12 protein-coding genes are annotated in these 17717 nt (G+C 72.3%); 8 read left to right on the top strand and 4 right to left on the bottom strand.

The annotated features are described in order from the left end of the window. The first annotated feature begins 30 nt into the window (after window positions 1-30). The gene (locus AB0I42_RS27940; protein WP_357541718.1) at window positions 31-3186 is read left to right on the top strand and encodes an amino acid adenylation domain-containing protein; all 3156 of its coding nucleotides are present in this window, start codon (window positions 31-33) and stop codon (window positions 3184-3186) included. Next, a complete protein-coding gene (locus AB0I42_RS27945; protein ID WP_357541720.1) occupies window positions 3183-8705 on the top strand; it encodes an amino acid adenylation domain-containing protein in 5523 nt (1840 codons plus the stop codon). Before AB0I42_RS27940 ends, AB0I42_RS27945 begins: the two co-directional genes overlap by 4 nt. A 311-nt stretch (window positions 8706-9016) precedes the next feature. Here AB0I42_RS27945 and AB0I42_RS27950 read toward each other — a convergent pair whose 3' ends face one another. Continuing rightward, window positions 9017-9325 (bottom strand): hypothetical protein, encoded by a 309-nt coding sequence (locus AB0I42_RS27950; RefSeq protein ID WP_357541722.1) that lies wholly within the window; start codon window positions 9323-9325, stop codon window positions 9017-9019. A 125-nt stretch (window positions 9326-9450) separates the two neighbouring features. On the opposite strand from AB0I42_RS27950, the gene AB0I42_RS27955 reads away from it, so the two are divergent. Further along, a complete protein-coding gene (locus tag AB0I42_RS27955; protein WP_357541724.1) occupies window positions 9451-9798 on the top strand; it encodes a hypothetical protein in 348 nt (115 codons plus the stop codon). Here AB0I42_RS27955 and AB0I42_RS27960 read toward each other — a convergent pair. Further along, a complete protein-coding gene (locus AB0I42_RS27960) occupies window positions 9758-10510 on the bottom strand; it encodes a helix-turn-helix domain-containing protein (protein WP_357541726.1) in 753 nt (250 codons plus the stop codon). The genes AB0I42_RS27955 and AB0I42_RS27960 overlap by 41 nt on opposite strands. Window positions 10511-10759: 249 nt before the next feature. Here AB0I42_RS27960 and htpG point away from each other — a divergent pair, with 249 nt between their 5' ends. Next, entirely contained in the window at window positions 10760-12697 is a 1938-nt protein-coding gene (gene htpG, locus AB0I42_RS27965; protein ID WP_357541728.1) for a molecular chaperone HtpG, read from the top strand. Window positions 12698-12770: 73 nt separating this feature from the next. Here htpG and AB0I42_RS27970 read toward each other — a convergent pair whose 3' ends face one another. Continuing rightward, the gene (locus tag AB0I42_RS27970; RefSeq protein ID WP_357541730.1) at window positions 12771-14738 is read right to left on the bottom strand and encodes a hypothetical protein; all 1968 of its coding nucleotides are present in this window, start codon (window positions 14736-14738) and stop codon (window positions 12771-12773) included. Between the two features lie 30 nt (window positions 14739-14768). Further along, on the bottom strand, window positions 14769-15818 hold the full coding sequence (locus tag AB0I42_RS27975) for a hypothetical protein (RefSeq protein WP_357541732.1): 1050 nt from the start codon (window positions 15816-15818) through the stop codon (window positions 14769-14771). A gap of 297 nt (window positions 15819-16115) precedes the next feature. Here AB0I42_RS27975 and AB0I42_RS27980 point away from each other — a divergent pair, with 297 nt between their 5' ends. The 4 genes from AB0I42_RS27980 to AB0I42_RS27995 all read left to right on the top strand — a co-directional run bounded on the left by AB0I42_RS27980 (window position 16116) and on the right by AB0I42_RS27995 (window position 17685). Beyond that, a complete protein-coding gene (locus tag AB0I42_RS27980; RefSeq protein ID WP_246567731.1) occupies window positions 16116-16475 on the top strand; it encodes a WXG100 family type VII secretion target in 360 nt (119 codons plus the stop codon). 46 nt (window positions 16476-16521) lie between these two features. Next, window positions 16522-16833 (top strand): WXG100 family type VII secretion target, encoded by a 312-nt coding sequence (locus tag AB0I42_RS27985; protein WP_357541734.1) that lies wholly within the window; start codon window positions 16522-16524, stop codon window positions 16831-16833. 86 nt (window positions 16834-16919) lie between these two features. Next, window positions 16920-17324 (top strand): YbaB/EbfC family nucleoid-associated protein, encoded by a 405-nt coding sequence (locus tag AB0I42_RS27990; RefSeq protein ID WP_357541736.1) that lies wholly within the window; start codon window positions 16920-16922, stop codon window positions 17322-17324. Next, window positions 17317-17685, top strand: a complete 369-nt coding sequence (locus tag AB0I42_RS27995; protein ID WP_357541738.1) for a hypothetical protein — start codon at window positions 17317-17319, stop codon at window positions 17683-17685. Before AB0I42_RS27990 ends, AB0I42_RS27995 begins: the two co-directional genes overlap by 8 nt. The last annotated feature ends 32 nt before the right edge of the window (window positions 17686-17717 follow it).

Raw genomic sequence — 17717 nt, forward strand, 5'->3', positions numbered from 1 at the left:
CCAGAAGTCACCCGAGGAGTGTGGCGAACGATGATCGAGCTGCCGCTGTCGCCAGCGCAGGAACGACTGTGGTTCCTCGACCGGTTCGATCCGGGTCAGCCCAACAACGTCGCCTTCGCCCGCCGCCTGCACGGCCCGCTCGACCCGGACCTGCTCGCCCGGGCCCTGGCCGTGGTCACCACCCGGCACGAGGCGCTGCGGGCCACGTTCGTCGAGCGCGACGGCGCCCCGGTGCAGCTGATCGCCGACCCCGGCGAGTTCGACCTCGAACGCGTCGACCTGTCCGCCGAGCCCGAGCAGCTGCGCGAGGATCGCGCCCGCGAGATCGGCTGGGACTACTTCGACACCCGGTTCGACCTGGCCGCCGGGCCGCTGATCCGGGCCGCGCTGCTCAGGTTCGCCGCCGACGACCACCTGCTGGTCATCGTCGTCCACCACGTCGTCTTCGACGGCGCCTCCCAGGCGATCCTGATCGCCGACCTCGGCATCGCCTACGGCGCCCTGCTCACCGGCACCGAGCCGGCGTTCACCCCGCTGCCGGTCGGCTGGGGCGACTACGTACGCGAGCAGGCCGACCAGCCGCCCGGCAAGACCGAACAGGACCTCGCCTACTGGCGGGAACGGCTCGCCGACGCACCCGCCCTGACCCTGCCGACCGACCTGCCCCGGCCGCTGTTCAAGACCCCGCGCACCGAACGGGTGCACCACCGGATCGCCGGCGACCTGGCCGGTCAGGTGCAGCGGCTGGCCCGCAGCCAGCGCTGCACCCCGTACATGGTGCTGCTCACCGCCTGGCAGCTGCTGCTCGGCCGGCACGCCGGACAGAGCGACGTCAGCGTCGGCTCGGCCAGCGCCGGCCGGTCCCGCACCGAACTCGAACCGCTCGTCGGCTGCTTCGTGCACACCCTGGTCATGCGCGGCGACCTGTCCGGCGACCCCACCGTCGCCGAACTGCTGCGCCGCACCCGCACCACCGCCCTGGAGGCGTACGCGCACCAGCAGATCCTCTTCGAACGGCTGGTCGGCGAACTCGACGTGGCCCGCGACGTCAGCCGCACGCCGCTGTTCGAGACGATGTTCATCCTGCACACCCAGGACAGTCCGGAGATGGACATCCTGCCCGGCATCAAGGGCGCGCCGTTCTCGATCGGCATCACCCAGGTCCTGTTCGACCTGGTGCTCGACGCCTGGATCGGCCCGGGAATGCTGGCCCTGTCGCTGCGCTACGACACCGGCCTGTTCACCCCGGACACCGTGCGCGCCTTCCTGCAACGCTACGAGGTGCTGCTCCGCGCCATGATCGCCACCCCGGACGCGCGGCTGTCCGAACTGCCGATGGACGACGTCGCCGGGCAGCGCCAGGTCCTCGCCTGGGGCCAGGGGCCACGCCGCCGCTACAGCGGCACCGTACCGGGCCTGTTCGCCGCCCGGGCGGCCGCGCACCCGGACGCGCCGGCCGTCGACGACCAGACGTACGGCGACCTCGACGCCCGGGCCAACCGGATCACCCGGCACCTGGCCGGGCTCGGCGCCGGGCCGGGCACCGTCGTCGGCATCTGCCTGGACCGCGGCCCCGACCTGGTCGCCACCCTGCTGGCCGTCTGGCGCTGTGGCGCCGCCTACCTGCCGCTCGACCCGAACCTGCCGGCCGCCCGGCTGTCCTGGCTGCGTGCCGACGCCGGCGCCACCCACCTGGTCACCCGGCGCGGCGTGACTCCCGACCTCGACCCCGCCGGGTACGCCCACGTCGTCGACCTCGCCGACGACCCGGCCGCGGGCGAGCCGGCCGACGCCGTCGAACCCCGGTACGACCCGCAGGGGCTGGCCTACGTCCTGCACACCTCCGGCTCCACCGGCCGGCCCAAGGGCGTCGAGGTGTCGCACGCCGCGCTGACCAACCTGCTGCTGTCGATGCGTGACACCCTCGGCAGCGGCCCGTCCGACGTGTGGCTCGGGATCACCTCGCTGTCGTTCGACATCAGCGGCCTGGAGCTCTACCTGCCGCTGGTCACCGGTGCCCGGCTGGTCCTCGTGCCCGAGGACAGCCTCCGGGACGGCGTCGCCGTCGTCCGGATCGCCCACGACAACGCGGTCACCCACGTGCAGGCCACCCCGTCCGGCTGGCGGATGCTGCTCGACGCCGGCTTCAACACGCCGACGGTGACCGCACTGACCGGGGGCGAGGCGCTGCCACCCCGGCTCGCCCGCGAGCTGCGGCCCCGGGTGCGCCGCCTGGTCAACGTGTACGGCCCGACCGAGACGACGATCTGGTCCACGGCCGGCGAGATCGCCGACGCCGCCTCGGAGATCACCCTCGGCGGCCCGCTGGCCAACACCCAGCTCTACGTCGTCGACGCCGCACTGCGGCCGGTGCCGGTCGGCGTACCCGGCGAACTGCTGATCGGCGGCGCCGGCGTCGCGCTCGGCTACCGGGGCCGGCCGGAACTGACCGCGCAACGGTTCGTCCCGGACCCGTACGGGCCACCCGGCGCCCGCCTCTACCGCACCGGCGACCGGGTCCGCTGGCTGCGCGGCGGCAAGCTGGAGTTCCTCGGCCGGGTCGACCACCAGGTGAAGATCCGTGGCCACCGCATCGAACTCGGCGAGGTCGAGGCCCGGCTCAGCGGACACCCCGACGTGCACCTGGCCGCCGTCCTCACCGCGGGGGAGGGGCACGACGCCCGGCTGGTCGGCTACGTCACCGCCGCCCCGGGCGCCGAACCGTCCAGCCGGCAGCTGCGCGCCCACCTGGCCGAGGAACTGCCCGCCTACATGGTTCCCGGCCAGATCGTCGTGCTCGACGCCATGCCGCTGAACACCGCCGGCAAGATCGACCGCCGTAACCTGCCCGCCGCCGAGGCCGGCGACCTCGAGGTACGCGAGTACGTCGCACCCCGTACCGAACTGGAGGAGATGGTCACCGCCACCTGGGGCGAGGTGCTCGGCCGCGAGCAGGTCGGCGTCCTCGACGACTTCTTCGACATCGGCGGCCACTCGCTGCTGGCGACCCGGGTCGTCGCCCGGCTCGGGGCCGCCCTCGGCCTGGAGGTGCCGATCCGGGTGCTGTTCCTGCACTCCACCGCCGAGACGTTCGCCGCCGCCGTCGAGGAACTTCTCGTCGCCGACGTCGAACAGCTCTCCGACGACGAGGTCGAAAGCCTGCTCGACGGCGGGGTGGCCCGGTGACCGTCACCGCACCCCGGCCGGGCGGCCTGTCCGAGCAACGCCGGGCCCTGATCGCCCAGCGGCTGCGCCGGGCGGCGGCGGCCACCGCCACGGCGCCGGCGGCGATCCCGCGCCGGCCGGACGGCGACCCGCCCGCCGTCTCGTTCGGGCAGGAGCGGCTCTGGTTCATGGAGCAGCTCAACCCGGACACGACCGCGTACGTGATGCGGGCCGCCGTCCGGCTCCAGGGCCGGCTGCACCTCGACGCCCTGCGGGCCGCCCTCGGCGACCTCGCCGACCGCCACGAGAGCCTGCGCACCAGCTTCCCGGTCTCCGACACCGGCCTGCCGACCGTCCACATCGCACCGACCGTGGAGATCCCGTTCCGGTTCGTGCCGCACGACCCGGCCGCCGGACCCGACGTGCTCGGCTGGGCCCGGACCCTGACCACCGGGGACGCCGGCCCGTTCGACCTGACCCGGGCCCCGCTGCTGCGGGCCATGGTCGTCGAGATCGGCCCCGACGACCACGTGCTGCACATCGCCATGCACCACGCGATCAGCGACGGCTGGTCGCGTCCGGTCCTGCTCGGCGACTGGGCCGCCCTCTACGCCGCCCGGCTCGGCCGCTCCCCGGCGCCACCACCGCTACCCATCGGCTACGCCGACTACGCCGCCTGGCAGCGCGAACGCCTCGACGGCCCGGCCGGCGAGGCGGACCTCGCCTACTGGCGGCGGACACTGTCCGGCGTACCGCCGCTTGACCTGCCGACCGACCGGCCCCGCCCGCCGGAGATGGGCATCGACGGCGCCGGCCTCAAGGTCCGCTTCCCGGACGAGCTGATCGAGGCGCTGCGCCACCTCGGCCGCGAACACCAGGCGACCCTGTTCATGACCCTGCTCGCCGGCCTGCACACCCTCCTGCACCGGGCCACCGGGCAGCGCGACTTCGCGGTCGGCTCACCGGTCGCCGGCCGGATCCGCCCCGAGTTGGAGAACCTGGTCGGGCTCTTCGTCAACATGCTGTCGCTGCGGGCCGGCATCGGCGCCACGACGACCTTCGCCGACCTGCTCGACCAGACCCGTGACCGGGTCCTGGAGGCCCTCAGCCACCAGGAGTTGCCGTTCGAACGGCTGGTCCAGGACCTCAACGTCGAACGCGACACCAGCCGGTCCCCGATCTTCCAGGTCCTCTTCGGCATGCACAACTCCGAGGGGCCGGCCGGCACCTGGCCGGACGGCCTCACCGCGCTGCGCTACGGCCTGCAGATCACCAGCACCAAGCACGACCTCTCGCTCTACGTCGATGAACGCTACGACGGCATGTGGGCCGTCTTCGGCTACCGCACCGACCTGTTCGACGAATCCACGATCGCCCGGCTCGCCACCCAGTACGTACGGCTGCTGACCCACGCCGCCCGCCACCCCGACGCGCTCCTGTCCGAACTGGACCTGATGAGCGCCGAGCGGCGGTCGGCCGTGCTCGCCCTCGGCACCCCGCCGCCCGCACCCGCCGTCGCCGGCACCCTCGCCGACGTCGTCAGCCCGCACGTCACCGCGACCCCCGACGCCCCGGCGATCGTCGCCGCCGGCACGACCACCAGCTACCGCGACCTCGACGCCGCTGCCAACCGGCTCGCCAACTGGCTGCGCGGCCGGGGCGTCGGGCGCGGCGCGCTCGTCGGCGTCTGCCTCGAACAGTCAGCCGAACTGGCCTCGGCGCTGCTCGGCGTGCTGCGTGCCGGTGCCGCCTACGTACCGCTCGACGCCGAACTGCCCCCGGCCCGCCTCGCCGCCATGGTCGACGACGCCCGGCCCGCCCTGGTCCTCACCACCGCCGAACTCACCGACCTGTTCGGCGCCGCACCCACCGTCGCCCTCGACCGGGTACGCGACCAGATCGCCGCCCGGCCGGCGACCCACCCCGGACCGGTCGCCGGCCCCGACGACCTCGCATACGTCATCTACACCTCCGGCTCCACCGGCCGGCCCAAGGGCGTCGGCGTCGCCCACCGGCAGGTCCGCAACTACCTCGCCGACGTCGCCGAACGCTTCGCAGCCGTACCCGGCGCCAACTGGGCCCTGCCCCAGTCGCTGTCGTTCGACTTCGCCGTCACCGTCTTCTACCTCGGCCTGGCGACCGGCGGCGCCGTCCACCTCGTGCCGCGCCGCTGCACCGGCGACGAACTCGCCACCTACCTGCGGGAACACCGCGTCGACTACCTGAAGATGACCCCGTCGCACCTCGCCGCCCTCGCCGTCGAGGTGCCGCCGGCCGACCTGGTCCCGGCCCGCGCGCTGATCCTCGGCGGCGAGGCGTCCCGGCTCGACTGGGCCGCCTCCCTCGCCACCGGCGACGCCTGGGTCGTCAACCACTACGGCCCGACCGAGGCCACCGTCGGCGTCACCACCTACCCCGTTCCCGCCGACGCCGACGGGACCGGTGCCACCCCGATCGGCACCCCGCTGCCACACGCCCGGGTCTACGTCCTCGACGACCGCCTGCGCCCCGTCCCGGTCGGCGCCACCGGCGAAATCCACCTCGGCGGCGACCGGCTCGCCCGCGGCTACCTCAACCAGCCCGGGCTGACCGCCACCCGGTTCGTCGCCGACCCGTACGCCGCCGACCCCGGCGCCCGCATGTACGCCACCGGCGACCTCGGCCGCTGGCGCCCCGACGGCCAGCTCGAATTCCTCGGCCGCCGCGACGGGCAGGTCAAGGTGCGCGGCTACCGGGTCGAACTCGGCGACGTCGAAGCCGCCCTGACCGGCTGCCCCGGCGTCGGCGCCGCCGTCGCGACGCTGCGCGGCGACCGGCTCGTCGGCTACCTCCAGCGCGAACCCGACCGGCCCGACACCGACCCCGCCACCCTGCGCCGGCTGCTCGCCGAGACGCTGCCGGAATACATGATCCCCAACCTGTTCGTCTGGCTGGACCGGTTGCCGCTGCAGGAACACGGCAAGGTCGACCGGAAGGCCCTGCCCGAGCCGGCCGTCGCCGTCTCCACCGTCGAACACGTCGAGCCGGACGGGCCGGTCGAGACCGCGATCGCCGAGATCTGGGCCGAGGTCCTGCGCGTCGAACGGGTCGGCGCCCTCGACGACTTCTTCGACCTCGGCGGCCACTCCCTGCTCGCCACCCAGGTCGTCGCCCGGCTGCGCCGCACGCTGACCGCCGACCGGCCGATCAGCGTCATGGACGTCTTCCGCTGCCGCACCGTACGCGCCCTCGCCGCCCTCGCCACCGGCGAGGACACCTCGACGACCGGCCGGCTGCTGCACGAACTGACCCGCCGCCCCACCGGCCCCCGGCTGCGCTCCTACGTCTGCGTCCCGTACGGCGGCGCCAACGCCGTCGTCTACCAGCCGCTCGCCGACGCGCTGCCCGACGGGCACAGCCTCTACGCCGTCGCCGTACCCGGCCACGACATCGGCCTCGCCGAGGAGATCGAACCGGTCACCGTCACCGCGCAGAAGTGCGTCGACGAGATCCTGGCCACCGTCACCGGACCACTCGTCGTCTACGGCCACTGCGGCCCCGGCGGCGCCCTCGCCGTCGAGATCGCCCGCCGGCTGGAGGAGGCCGGCCGCGAACTCGACGCCGTCTACCTCGGTGGCATCTTCCCGTTCGCCCGGCCGGTCGGCGGCCTCACCGGCTGGCTCTCCAAGCTACGGCTGCGGGAACGGTTCCGCGGCGACCGGGTCTACGCCAACTGGTTGCAGGGCATGGGCGCCGACCTCGGCGCCCTCGACGAGGAACAGCGACGGTTCCTGATCCGGGCCATGCGGCACGACGCCGAGGCCGCCGAGGACTACTTCACCGACCTGCTGCACAAGCGGGTGACCCCGCTGCGGGCACCGATCATCTCGGTGGTCGGCGACCGCGACCCCGGCACCGAATACCACGAGGAACGCTTCCGCGAGTGGCACTTCCTCTCCGGCACGACCGCCCTGGTCGTGCTCGCCGAGGCCGGCCACTACTTCGCCAAGTTCCGGGCCGGCGAACTCGCCCGCATCCTCACCGGCGTCGACCGGGAACTGGCCGCCGGTCCGGCCGGCACCGTCGAGCGGCCCGCGCCGGCCGCACCCGCGCCGGCCGCCTCCTGGGAACTGGCCGACGTCTCCCGCACCGCCGCCGCACCGGCCGACACCGGACGGCAGCCCGGAATGCGCCGCTTCCTCACCGTCGCCACCGGCCAGATCGTCTCGGCCACCGGCTCGGCGCTCACCGGCTTCGCCGTACCACTGTGGACCTACCTGGAGACCGGCTCGCTGATCCGGTTCGCGCTGTTCGCCGTACTCGGTCAGGTGCCCGGCATCCTCGTCGCCCCGATCGCCGGCGCGATCATCGACCGCAGCGACCGCCGGCTGGCCATGCTCGCCGGCGACATCGCCGCGCTCGCCGCCATCACCACCTTCGCCGCCCTCTACTGGACCGACAACCTGGTGCCCTGGCACATCTACACCTTCGTCGGCTGGCTGTCGGTCGCATTGACCTTCCAGCGCCTGGCCTACCTGTCGGCCGTACCGCAGCTCGTCCCCAAGCGATACCTCGGCCACGCCAACGGCATGGTGCAACTCGCCGGCGGTGTCGCACAGTTCCTCGTGCCGCTGGTCGCCGTCGGCCTCATCGCCAGCATCGGGCTCGGCGGCATCCTGCTGATCGACCTGGTCAGCTACGCGTTCGTGACGACCGTCCTGCTCATCGTCCGGTTCCCGAGCACGATGGCCCGGCGGCGCCGGGAGAGCCTGCTCGCCGAGATCACCGGCGGGCTGCGCTACACCGTACGGCACCGCAACTTCCGCGCCATGGTGCTCTTCTTCGCCGCCTTCAACCTCTTCCTCGCCCCGATGTTCCTGCTGCTGTCGCCGCTCGTGCTCGCCTTCGCCCCGCTGGAGTCGGTGGCCCGCGTCTCGCTCGCCGGTGGCGCCGGCGCCCTGCTCGGCGGCGGCATCATGGCGATCTGGGGCGGCCCGAGCCACCGCCGGATGCGCGGCATGCTCCTGATGACGTTCGTCTTCGCCGGAGCCGGCCTGCTCACCGGCCTGCGACCCAGCATCGCCGTGGTCGCCGCCGGCGCGCTCGGCATGTCACTGTCGCTGTCGGTGATCAACGGCATCTGGCTGACCATCATCCAGACCAAGGTGCCGCAGCGCCTGCACGCCCGGGTCATCGCCCTCAACATGGTCATCGCGCTGTCCACGATGCCGCTCGGCCAGGCCGTGCTCGCCCCGGGCCTCGTCCCGATCTTCGAGCCGCTGCTCCAGGAGGGCGGTCCGCTCGCCGGCACCGCAGGCCTGGTCCTCGGCGTCGGGGAGGGGCGGGGCACCGGCCTGCTGTACGTCGTACTCGGGCTCTGCGTCGCCGTCGTCGTCGCGGTGTCGATGCGGATCCGAAGCCTGGCCCGCTTCGACGACGAGGTCGCCGACGCGACACCGGACGACCTGGTCGGCCTGCAGACCTTTGCCGAGCGGACCGCCGCCGACGCAGGCGGCGAGCCGGTGACGGCGGCCGAGTCGCGCCAGCCGGTCAAGGTATGACCGATCTCCCGGGCCGGTAGCGGGCCCTGACGTTGCAGCGTTCGCGGGAGGTGGGTGTCGAAGTCGGTGGTCTCCGACAGCGCGGTGAGGGTGACCCCGCGGCGGCGGCGTAGCTCGCGTAGCCGTGGTCCGACCGCGGCCAGCGCGGCATCGAACTCGTGGCTCATCCGGCTCGTCACGGGCGGGCCGGGGTGGAGACTGCCGCGGCGGCGGGGGTACCACTGTTGGTCTCCACAGCGAATTCGGCGTATCCACAGCGAGTTCGCTGTGGAGCGAAACACCGACCGGTGCCCGTCACCAAGCTGATGGCGTCACGCCTGCGGCCCGGACGCTGCTGACGGCCACGGAACCCACGGCAACGCGTCCCGCCACCCTGGCCGGTCGGAAGCCCAGTCGGCGAGGATCCGCGCGACCGGCTCCACGCCGATGACGTCGGGCTGCCTCGGTACCTGCGCCTGGAAGTGCCGGTCGGCGCCGCCCTCCCGGTACTCCACCTGGTAGCTGAGGTCGTCGTTGAGATAGACCTGCAGGTAGTGGTGTCCGGCCGGCTCCCGGTCGAGCCGCTCGACGATGACGAACCGCTGTCTCAGGTTCATGTCGGCCAGCAGGTCGTGCAGCACCCGGCGGCCGGCGTCCGTACCCGTTGCCGGTCGGCCGAAACGGCGGGGCGATCCGACCGTTCGTCGTGCCCCGCAGGGGAATCGCGGGCAGCGTGTGGGCCCGGCCCGGTGCGATCATCTCCGGCGTGGAGAATTACCGGCTCACCGACGAGCGGTTGGCATGGCTGGCGGTACGCGCCGAGGTGGCGCGCCGGTCCAAGCGTCGGGGCATCCTCGGCTGGATCGACGCGCTGACGCACCGGGACTCGCTGCAGAACCTCGCCTACAGCGGCCCCGACAGCGGCCGCGTCACCGTCGTCAGTGACGACGAACGCCACGAGCGGATGAACGACACGATGGCCGACTACGCCGGTGCGGTCGACGAGGTCGCCCGCCGGATGACCCAGGAGCAGCGGCGGATGCTCCGGGCGACCGGTGCCGTGCCGGCCGGGTTCATGGACGAGGTCGAGAAGGAACGGCGGCGCTGGACGTAGCCGGCAACTGACGGGGCGGGCGCCGGCGCAGGATCTGGGCGGCGTTGTTCGCGGCCCGGCGGGCGGCCGTGGCCAGTCGCGGCCGCAGGAAGTGGTCCGGGAAGCCGGCGATCTCGATGACGGCGACCGGCCGGCCGGCCGGACCGAGCACCGGAACGGCGACCACCTCCAGCCCGGCCGGCCCGCCACCCACGTCCGGGCCAGGGGCGGCGGCCGGGCCACGACCACCCGACCCGACCGGGTCCGGCGCACCGGACAGCAGGAGTTGGCCACCGACGCTGTCCGGGGCGGGGGACCGGTCGGGGTAGCCGCGCATGACGGCGGCGTACCTCCGGGTGAACAGCCGTTCGACGGCGACCGCCTCGTCGCCGCGCAGGACGAGCAGCCGAACGACCTGGTCGGTGTCGTAGGCAAGTTCGAGCAGGTACGGCATCAGGACCCGACGCAGTTCCTGCTCGTCGGCGGTGACGGTGGTGACCAGGCGGAGCAGTCGGGGCCCGGCCAGGTAGCGGGTGCCGTGCCGCTGGACGACGTCGAGGCGCTGGAGCGTACGCAGCAGCCGGTAGGTGGTGGTCTTCGGCAGACCCGCCCGGTGGACCAGGTTCGCCAGCGTGTGCGGCGTTCCGCCGGTGGCGACGAGTTCCATCAGGGTGACGAGGCGTTCGGCGACCTCGGTGCGGGCGTCGGCGGGTGGGGTGGGCAGGCTGGACATGACCGCTCCAGACCTATCGGTCGGCTACGTCGGATGGCTGGTCGCGAAGCCGGTCCAACTCTGCCTGATACGCCGTTCACCGGCCAAAACGCCGGTTCCGGCAGCCGGAACCGGCGGCTGTCGCGATCCCGACCGGGTCGGCGTCCGCCGTCGGCGCCGGAAGGTCCTCCACCGGTACGCACGACGGTGGGGCAGGAGGGCTGCTGGGGTAGCATCTCCTGTCGAAAATCGCCGCCGGAGAAGGATTCGATGAGTACCCAGACCGAGACTCTTGAGTTTCAAGCTGAGGCACGCCAGCTCCTGCACCTGATGGTCCATTCGATCTATTCGAACAAGGACACCTTCCTGCGGGAACTGATCTCCAACGCGTCCGACGCGCTGGACAAGCTGCGGCTACAGGCCCTGCTCGACAAGGAACTCCAGGTCGACACCTCCGACCTGCACATCGACATCGAGATCGATGCCGAGCGGCGTACGCTCGCCATCCGTGACAACGGGATCGGCATGTCGCGTGACGACGTGGTCAGCCTGGTCGGCACGATCGCCAAGTCCGGCACCGCCGAGTTCCTGCGCAAGCTGAAGGACACCAAGGACGCCGCCGCGTCGAAGGACCTGATCGGGCAGTTCGGGGTCGGTTTCTACTCCAGCTTCATGGTCGCCGACAAGGTCACCCTGCTGACCCGCAAGGCCGGCGAGCAGCAGGCGACGCGCTGGGAGTCGACCGGCGAGGGGACGTACACGATCGAGCAGGTCGACGACGCGCCGCAGGGTACGACGGTCACCCTGCACCTCAAGCCGGCCGACGAGGAGGACCAGCTCTTCGACTACACGAAGCCCTGGAAGATCCGGCAGCTGGTCAAGCAGCACTCGGACTTCATCGCGTGGCCGATCCGGATGCCGGTCGACCAGCCGCCGGCCGGTGAGACCGACACCGAGGCCGAGGGCGAGATCACCGCCCCGGCGACCGAGACGGTCAACTCGATGAAGGCGCTCTGGGCCCGTCCGAAGGACGAGGTCGAGAAGTCCGAATACCACGAGTTCTACAAGCACGTCAGCCACGACTGGACCGACCCGCTCGACATCATCCACCTGCGGGCCGAGGGCACCTTCGAATACCAGGCGCTGCTGTTCATCCCGTCGCACGCGCCGCTCGACCTCTTCACCCGCGAGGCGAAGCGCGGCGTCCAGCTCTACGTCAAGCGTGTGTTCATCATGGACGACTGCGAGCCGCTGGTCCCCGAATACCTGCGCTTCGTCAAGGGTGTCGTCGACGCCCAGGACCTGTCGCTGAACGTGTCGCGGGAAACCCTGCAGCAGGACCGGCAGGTGCAGCTCATGCGGCGCCGCCTGGTCAAGAAGGTGCTGTCGTCGATCAAGGACCTGCTGACCTCCGACGCCGAGCGCTACGACACGTTCTGGCGGGAGTTCGGCCGGGCTGTCAAGGAGGGCCTGCTCAGCGACGTCGACAACCGGGACGCGATCCTGGAGATCACCTCGGTCGCCTCGACCCACGACGCCGACAAGCCGACCACGCTGCGGCAGTACGTCGAGCGGATGAAGGACGGCCAGGAGCACATCTACTACGTGACGGGGGAGTCGCGGTCGGTCATCGAGAACTCTCCGCACATGGAGGCGTTCCGGGCCAAGGGCTACGAGGTGCTGCTGCTCACCGACCCGATCGACGAGCTGTGGGTGGAGTCGGTGCCGGAATTCGACGGCAAGCGGTTCCAGTCGATCGCCAAGGGGCAGGTCGACCTCGACACCGACGAGGAGAAGAAGGCCGCCGAGGCCGAGCGTGAGCAGCGCAAGGAGGAGTTCGCCGACCTGCTGTCGTGGATGACCACGACGCTGGAGGACGACGTCAAGGAGGTTCGGCTCTCGTCCCGCCTCACCACCTCGCCGTCCTGCGTGGTCAGTGACGAGCACGACGTCACGCCGACCCTGGAGAAGATGTACCGGGCGATGGGGCAGGAGGTGCCGCGGATCAAGCGGATCCTCGAACTCAACCCCAGCCACCCGCTGGTGACCGGCCTGCGTACGGCCCGCGCCGAGGGCAAGGACGAGGCCACCCTCGCGCAGACCGCCGAACTGCTCTACGGCATGGCACTGCTCGCCGAGGGCGGCGAGCTGAGCGACCCGGCCCGCTTCATCCGCGTGCTCTCCGAGCGCCTGACCACGGCGCTCTGACCCGTCGCCCGGGCCCGGCGCCGGGCCCGGCCCGGGCAGCACGGCCGCGCCCGGCGTCTGGCTGACCGGCCGGTCAGCCGCCGCCGAGCGCGGTCTTCGGTTCCGCCCGGTACGTCGTCGTGTCCTCCCGGCCCTTGCCGAGCACGCCGCCACCGGGCGTCTCGACCACGAACACGTCCTCGTCGGTCAGGATCCGGCGCTCCCCGTCGGCACCGGCGGCCGGGGCGCGGGCGGCGTCGACCGGCTGCCCATCGGCGCTGGTCCGCCGGGTGGCCAGCTCCGGCGGTACGGTGCCGCCGCGGTTGCCGCCGGCCGGGAAGGCCGAACCGGTCGGGGCACGACGCAGCGAGCTCGGTACCTCTTCGAGCCGGGACACCGCCGAGCCGGACGGCGGCAGCGCGGGCGCGTCGAGGACCGGCGCGGACGTGTCGGCCCGGGCCTCCTCGGTGCCGACCCACTGTGCGTCCGGGTTCGACCGGCGCCGGTCCCGCGCGGTCGCCTTGCGCCGGTCACCGGTGGCGGGCGGCGGGGTGGCGCCCGCCGCCGGACGCCCGAGAACCGGCGGGGTGGTGCCGGGCCGGGCCGGGGTGTTCGGACCGCCGATCCGGTCGCCGCGCGTCGGCTGCGCCGTCGGCGTCTGGCGCAGGACCGGCGGCGCGAGCCCGGCCGGCGGGCGGCCGAACGGGCTGTCCCGGCCCGGCTGCTGCCGAAGCTGGGTGCCGTCCTGGGCGCCGCCGCCGCGACCGGGTAGCCGGCCACCCGGCGGGACCGCCCCCGGCGTGCGGGCGGCCGGCGACGTGAGCGCCGGCTGCGCCGGCGGTTGCGGGATGCCACCCGGGCCGCGGCCCTGGAGGACGCCGTTGCGCATGCTGGCCGGATTGGGCGGCAACGCGGGTGGCGCCGCACCCGGCCGTGGTACGCCCGCCGGGGCGGTGCCGGGCGCCGGACCGCTGCCCGGGAGCTGGCCCGGGTTTCCGCCGGGATTGCCGCTAGGCCCGTTCGGCAGCCCGGGTGCGGCCGGCGGTCGCAGTGCCGGCATGGCCGGCGGGGTGCGGTTCGGGGCGACCGGCGGTGACACCGCCGGCATGACCGGTGCGACCGGCCGGCCCACGTCGGGCCGGGTCGGCACGGCCCGTGGATCGGTGACCCGGCTGGGGTCGGGCGCCCGGGGCGGTGCCGGCCGCGTCGGATTGTTGGTAAGTGCGGTCGGCACCACCGGTGCGGGTGGCGCGACCGGCGGGGTGACGGTGATGCGCGGCACCCCGGGCGGCGGCGGAGCACCCAGGTTCGGGCCACCCCCGGGCGTACGCCAGGGCGGGTGCCCGACGACGTTCATCACCGCGTTCGGCGGCATGAACGGTGGACCGTGCCCGCCGCTCATCTTGCTGAACGTGTCGAAGTATTCGCCGGCGACCCGGTAGGCGAGCTGCTGCGCCTTGCGGTTGTATTCCTGCTGGGTCTCGTTGACGGCCTCGGACTCGGCGGCCTTCAGCCCGGCGTCCCCGTCGTAGATGCCGAGGGTGATGCCGGTCTTGAAGCCCTCCATGAAGGCGGTGCCGCCGCTGGCGGTCTTCGCGTCGTCGATCGCCGCCTCGTACTCGTTCCAGAGATTTTCCACGTCGGTCCGGGACTGGCGGGCGATGCCGACCTGGGCGCGCAGCGCGGTCTCGTTGTTGAGCGCGGCGTCCATCCACTCGTCGAGGTAGGCCAGGGTGGTACCCGGCCCCATCTTCATGAACGCGTCGCGGGCCTCGGCCGACTTCCACGTCTCGTCGTACAGCGTCCGGCTCTGCGTGAGCAGTTGCTCACGGATGCTGGCGAGCAGGGCGTACGCGTTGTGCCACTGGTCGGCCAGGGCCGAGATGTCCTCCGGGTGCTGCCCCATGAGCTGCTGGTAGACGACCTCGATGGTGGCGCCGCCGTCGCCCGCCGGCGGGGTGAACGACAGGTTGGGGTTGGATTCCGGCTGGTGGTAGCGGGTGCCCTCACCGTTGGGTCCGCCGGAGCTGTAGATGGCCCGGGCGCCCCAGTATTCGGCCATGACGTCTCCCCTCGGATCGCGGTGGTGCCGCTACCAGCTCGGCAGGTAGTTGCGGTCCTGAATCTCCTCCAGCGCCTCGGCGCCCGGCGACTCCGGAGTGCCCTCGACACCCTCGGTCTGCTCGCCGATGACGACCCGCTGGGTCTCGTTGCCCTGGCCGTCGGTGCTGGTGATGGTCTGCACCCCGGCGGCGGTGGTGGAGTCGGTGTTCGTCGAGGTCACCGCCCCGTCGGCGTTGCTCCGGGTGACCGTGGTCGACTGGCTGCCGTCGCTCCCGTAGCGGCTGGTGGTGGTCTCGCTGCCGGTCACGTTGCCGTTCCCGTCGTACGACGTCTGGGTCGTGACGTAGCCGTCGGAGGTCGCGTAGCCGCTCGTCCGGCTCGAACTGCGGCTGATCACCTCGCCGTTGGCGCCGGTGACGACGATCGTGGTCATCGTGCCGCCACCGGGGATGTTGAACTCGGTGATCGAGCGGGTGGTGCCCGCCGAGCCGACCGTGCTGGTCGTGGTGCTGCCGTCCGGGTTGTGGGTGATCTCGGTCGGGCCGTTGAACGACTCGCCGGCGGTGTATTGGCCGGTGCCCTCCTGGATGGCCTGGCTGTAGGCGTCGAACCAGGTCTCGCCGGTGACCCACGGCGGCAGGCCGGCCGGGCGTTCGGCGCGCGAGTCGCCGAACGCGAACAGCACCGAGTCGAGTGAGGCGGCCGACCAGCCGTCGGTCGAGGAGTAGGCGTCGGCCACGGTCTGGGCGGCCATCCCGATGTTGTTCAGCGCGGTGCCGAGGAACAGCAGGTATTGCTGCAGTTCACCGTAGTTGGCCGTCATCTGCGACATCGCGTACGCGCCCTCGGGCAGGACGTTGCCGGTCCACGCGGTCGCCGGCAGCGAGCCGAGAAGGTTCAGCCGGGGGGTGAGACCGTTGAGGTTCTCCTCGATGGTCTTCATGTCCTTGCCGTAGTCGACCAGGCCGTCGATGTCGACGTCGAGCGGCTCCTGGCCGTCGAGCCAGGTCCGCGAGGTGTTGGCCCGGGTCTGCTCCCCGTACGGATTGTGGACGCCGCCGCCCCCGTCCTCTGCCACCGACCCTCCCCAATGGTCCGGCGCGCCCGATGGTCCGGCGCCCGATCGTCCGGCGCGCCCGATGGTGTCCGGCGCCTCGGCCGGATCGTCCCCGACCGGTATCCATGATCCGGAACGAGTCTAGTGCCGGCCGGCAAGCCACCCTACCCGGCGTGTTGGCCGCCTCTCGTACGCTACCCAGGGTGGATCGATCGGACGAAGGACGCTACGTTCGGATCTCTGCCAGACGCACCGATATGTCGATACAGGCTGGCTCCGCCAGGGGAGCCGGGTGAAAAGGAGCGGGGTGACACCACGATGACGGCGACTCCGGGAATGGGCCAGGTCCAGGCCACCCAGGCGCAGCTCGACGCGATGGCGCAGAAGTGCCAGGAGACCCGGGAGAGCTTGGCGACCGGCATGGCGCAGCTCGTCGGGCGGATCGAAGGGCTCGGCGGAGCCGGCATGCGCGGTTCGGCGAACGCCGCCCTGCAGGACGTGTCGGTCCAGCTCAACGAGGGTCTGAAGAAGATCCTGAACGCGCTCGACGAGCTCTCCGGGAAGATGAGCAACGCCTCGACGCTCTACGGCGTCAACGACGAGGAGGCGGCCGCCGACATCCGGGCCGCCGCGGCCGAGACCGGCAGCAGCACCGTGATGAGCGTCCTGCGGGGCTGAGACCCGCTCCATACTTCGGCTATTCGACTGGGGAAGGCACGACACGATGAGTGGTCCGAGCTACGGTGCCGACGGCACCATCACCTACAACTTCGGCCAGATCACCGACGTGGCGACCGCGATCGGCACCTACCAGGGTGCGATGGACGGATCGCTGCAGGATCTCTACACGCAGTTCACCCAGCTCTTCGCCGCCGACTGGCAGGGCCCCGCGGGCGAGGCCTGCGACGAGGCGCGGCGGCAGTGGAACCAGGGCGCGTCCGAGGTCAAGGAGGCGCTGTCGCGGGTCGGCGTCAAGCTCGGCGCCTCGGCCGACCGGATGCAGGCGATCGACCGGCAGATCGCCGCCGGAATGTGACCGTCGGTGACCGGCGTCGGCCCACGGTACCGACCGTGGGCGCCCGGTCACCGCTGGCCGCACGCTACTGACCCTGGGGAGGGGCGGTGACCGACAGGCCCAACTGGGGCGCGCTGGAGGGGATGCTCAAGGACCTCCGGCGCACGATGTCCGGCATGGACGAAACCCAGAAGCGGATGCTGCGGGTCACCGGCACGGCGTGGTCCGACGACGGCATGATCAGGGTCGTCGTCGGACCCCGCGGCCACCTGCTCGAACTCGACATCGACCCGCGGGTGCTGCGCCGGCCCGACTCCAAGGCCCTGTCCACGGCGATCCTCGCCACCACCAGGCTCGCCGTCGAGGACGCCGCCGCGCAGAGCCGGGCGATCCTCGACGACGTCGTACCCCGCGACCTGCGCGACGTCGCGGGCGCCGACGGCACCGGCCTGACCCGGATCATCGGCAGCCATGACGCCGACGTGCGCCTGACGAAGGACGACGATGAGTAACTACGTCGACATCCGGTCGAGCATCGCCGACATCATCGGCCTGGCCAACAACATCAAGGTCTCCGGCGAGCAGTTGGACAGCACGATGACCACCGCGATGTCGACCATCACCAACCTCGAGGGCGGCCCGGAGACCTTCCCACGCGACGAGTTCACCGACGCGTTCCTCGAGCACTACCACAAGTCCGTCGAGGCGTCCGACGGCAACAGCCTGCCCGCGAACGACGCGATCAAGGCGTCCGCCCCCGAACTCGGCAAGGCGATGGTCGCGCTCGGTGACTTCGTGACCAACGCGATGTGGAGCTACAGCGCGGGCGACGACGGCAACGCCGGCGACATCGCCGGATCGACCAGCGTCTGACGGGTGGGACGGCCAGACGGGCACCGCGGGGG

It is taken from the genome of Polymorphospora sp. NPDC050346, from assembly GCF_040655695.1.
Taxonomy (GTDB): domain Bacteria; phylum Actinomycetota; class Actinomycetes; order Mycobacteriales; family Micromonosporaceae; genus Polymorphospora; species Polymorphospora lycopeni.

Excerpts from the sequence above, each read along its gene's own strand:
- AB0I42_RS27995 (WP_357541738.1), top strand. The coding sequence starts at position 17,317 with ATGAGTAACTACGTCGACATCCGGTCGAGCATCGCCGACATCATCGGC.
- htpG (WP_357541728.1), top strand. The coding sequence starts at position 10,760 with ATGAGTACCCAGACCGAGACTCTTGAGTTTCAAGCTGAGGCACGCCAG.
- AB0I42_RS27985 (WP_357541734.1), top strand. The coding sequence starts at position 16,522 with ATGAGTGGTCCGAGCTACGGTGCCGACGGCACCATCACCTACAACTTC.
- AB0I42_RS27940 (WP_357541718.1), top strand. The coding sequence starts at position 31 with ATGATCGAGCTGCCGCTGTCGCCAGCGCAGGAACGACTGTGGTTCCTC.
- AB0I42_RS27970 (WP_357541730.1), bottom strand. The coding sequence starts at position 14,738 with ATGGCCGAATACTGGGGCGCCCGGGCCATCTACAGCTCCGGCGGACCC.
- AB0I42_RS27960 (WP_357541726.1), bottom strand. The coding sequence starts at position 10,510 with ATGTCCAGCCTGCCCACCCCACCCGCCGACGCCCGCACCGAGGTCGCC.
- AB0I42_RS27980 (WP_246567731.1), top strand. The coding sequence starts at position 16,116 with ATGACGGCGACTCCGGGAATGGGCCAGGTCCAGGCCACCCAGGCGCAG.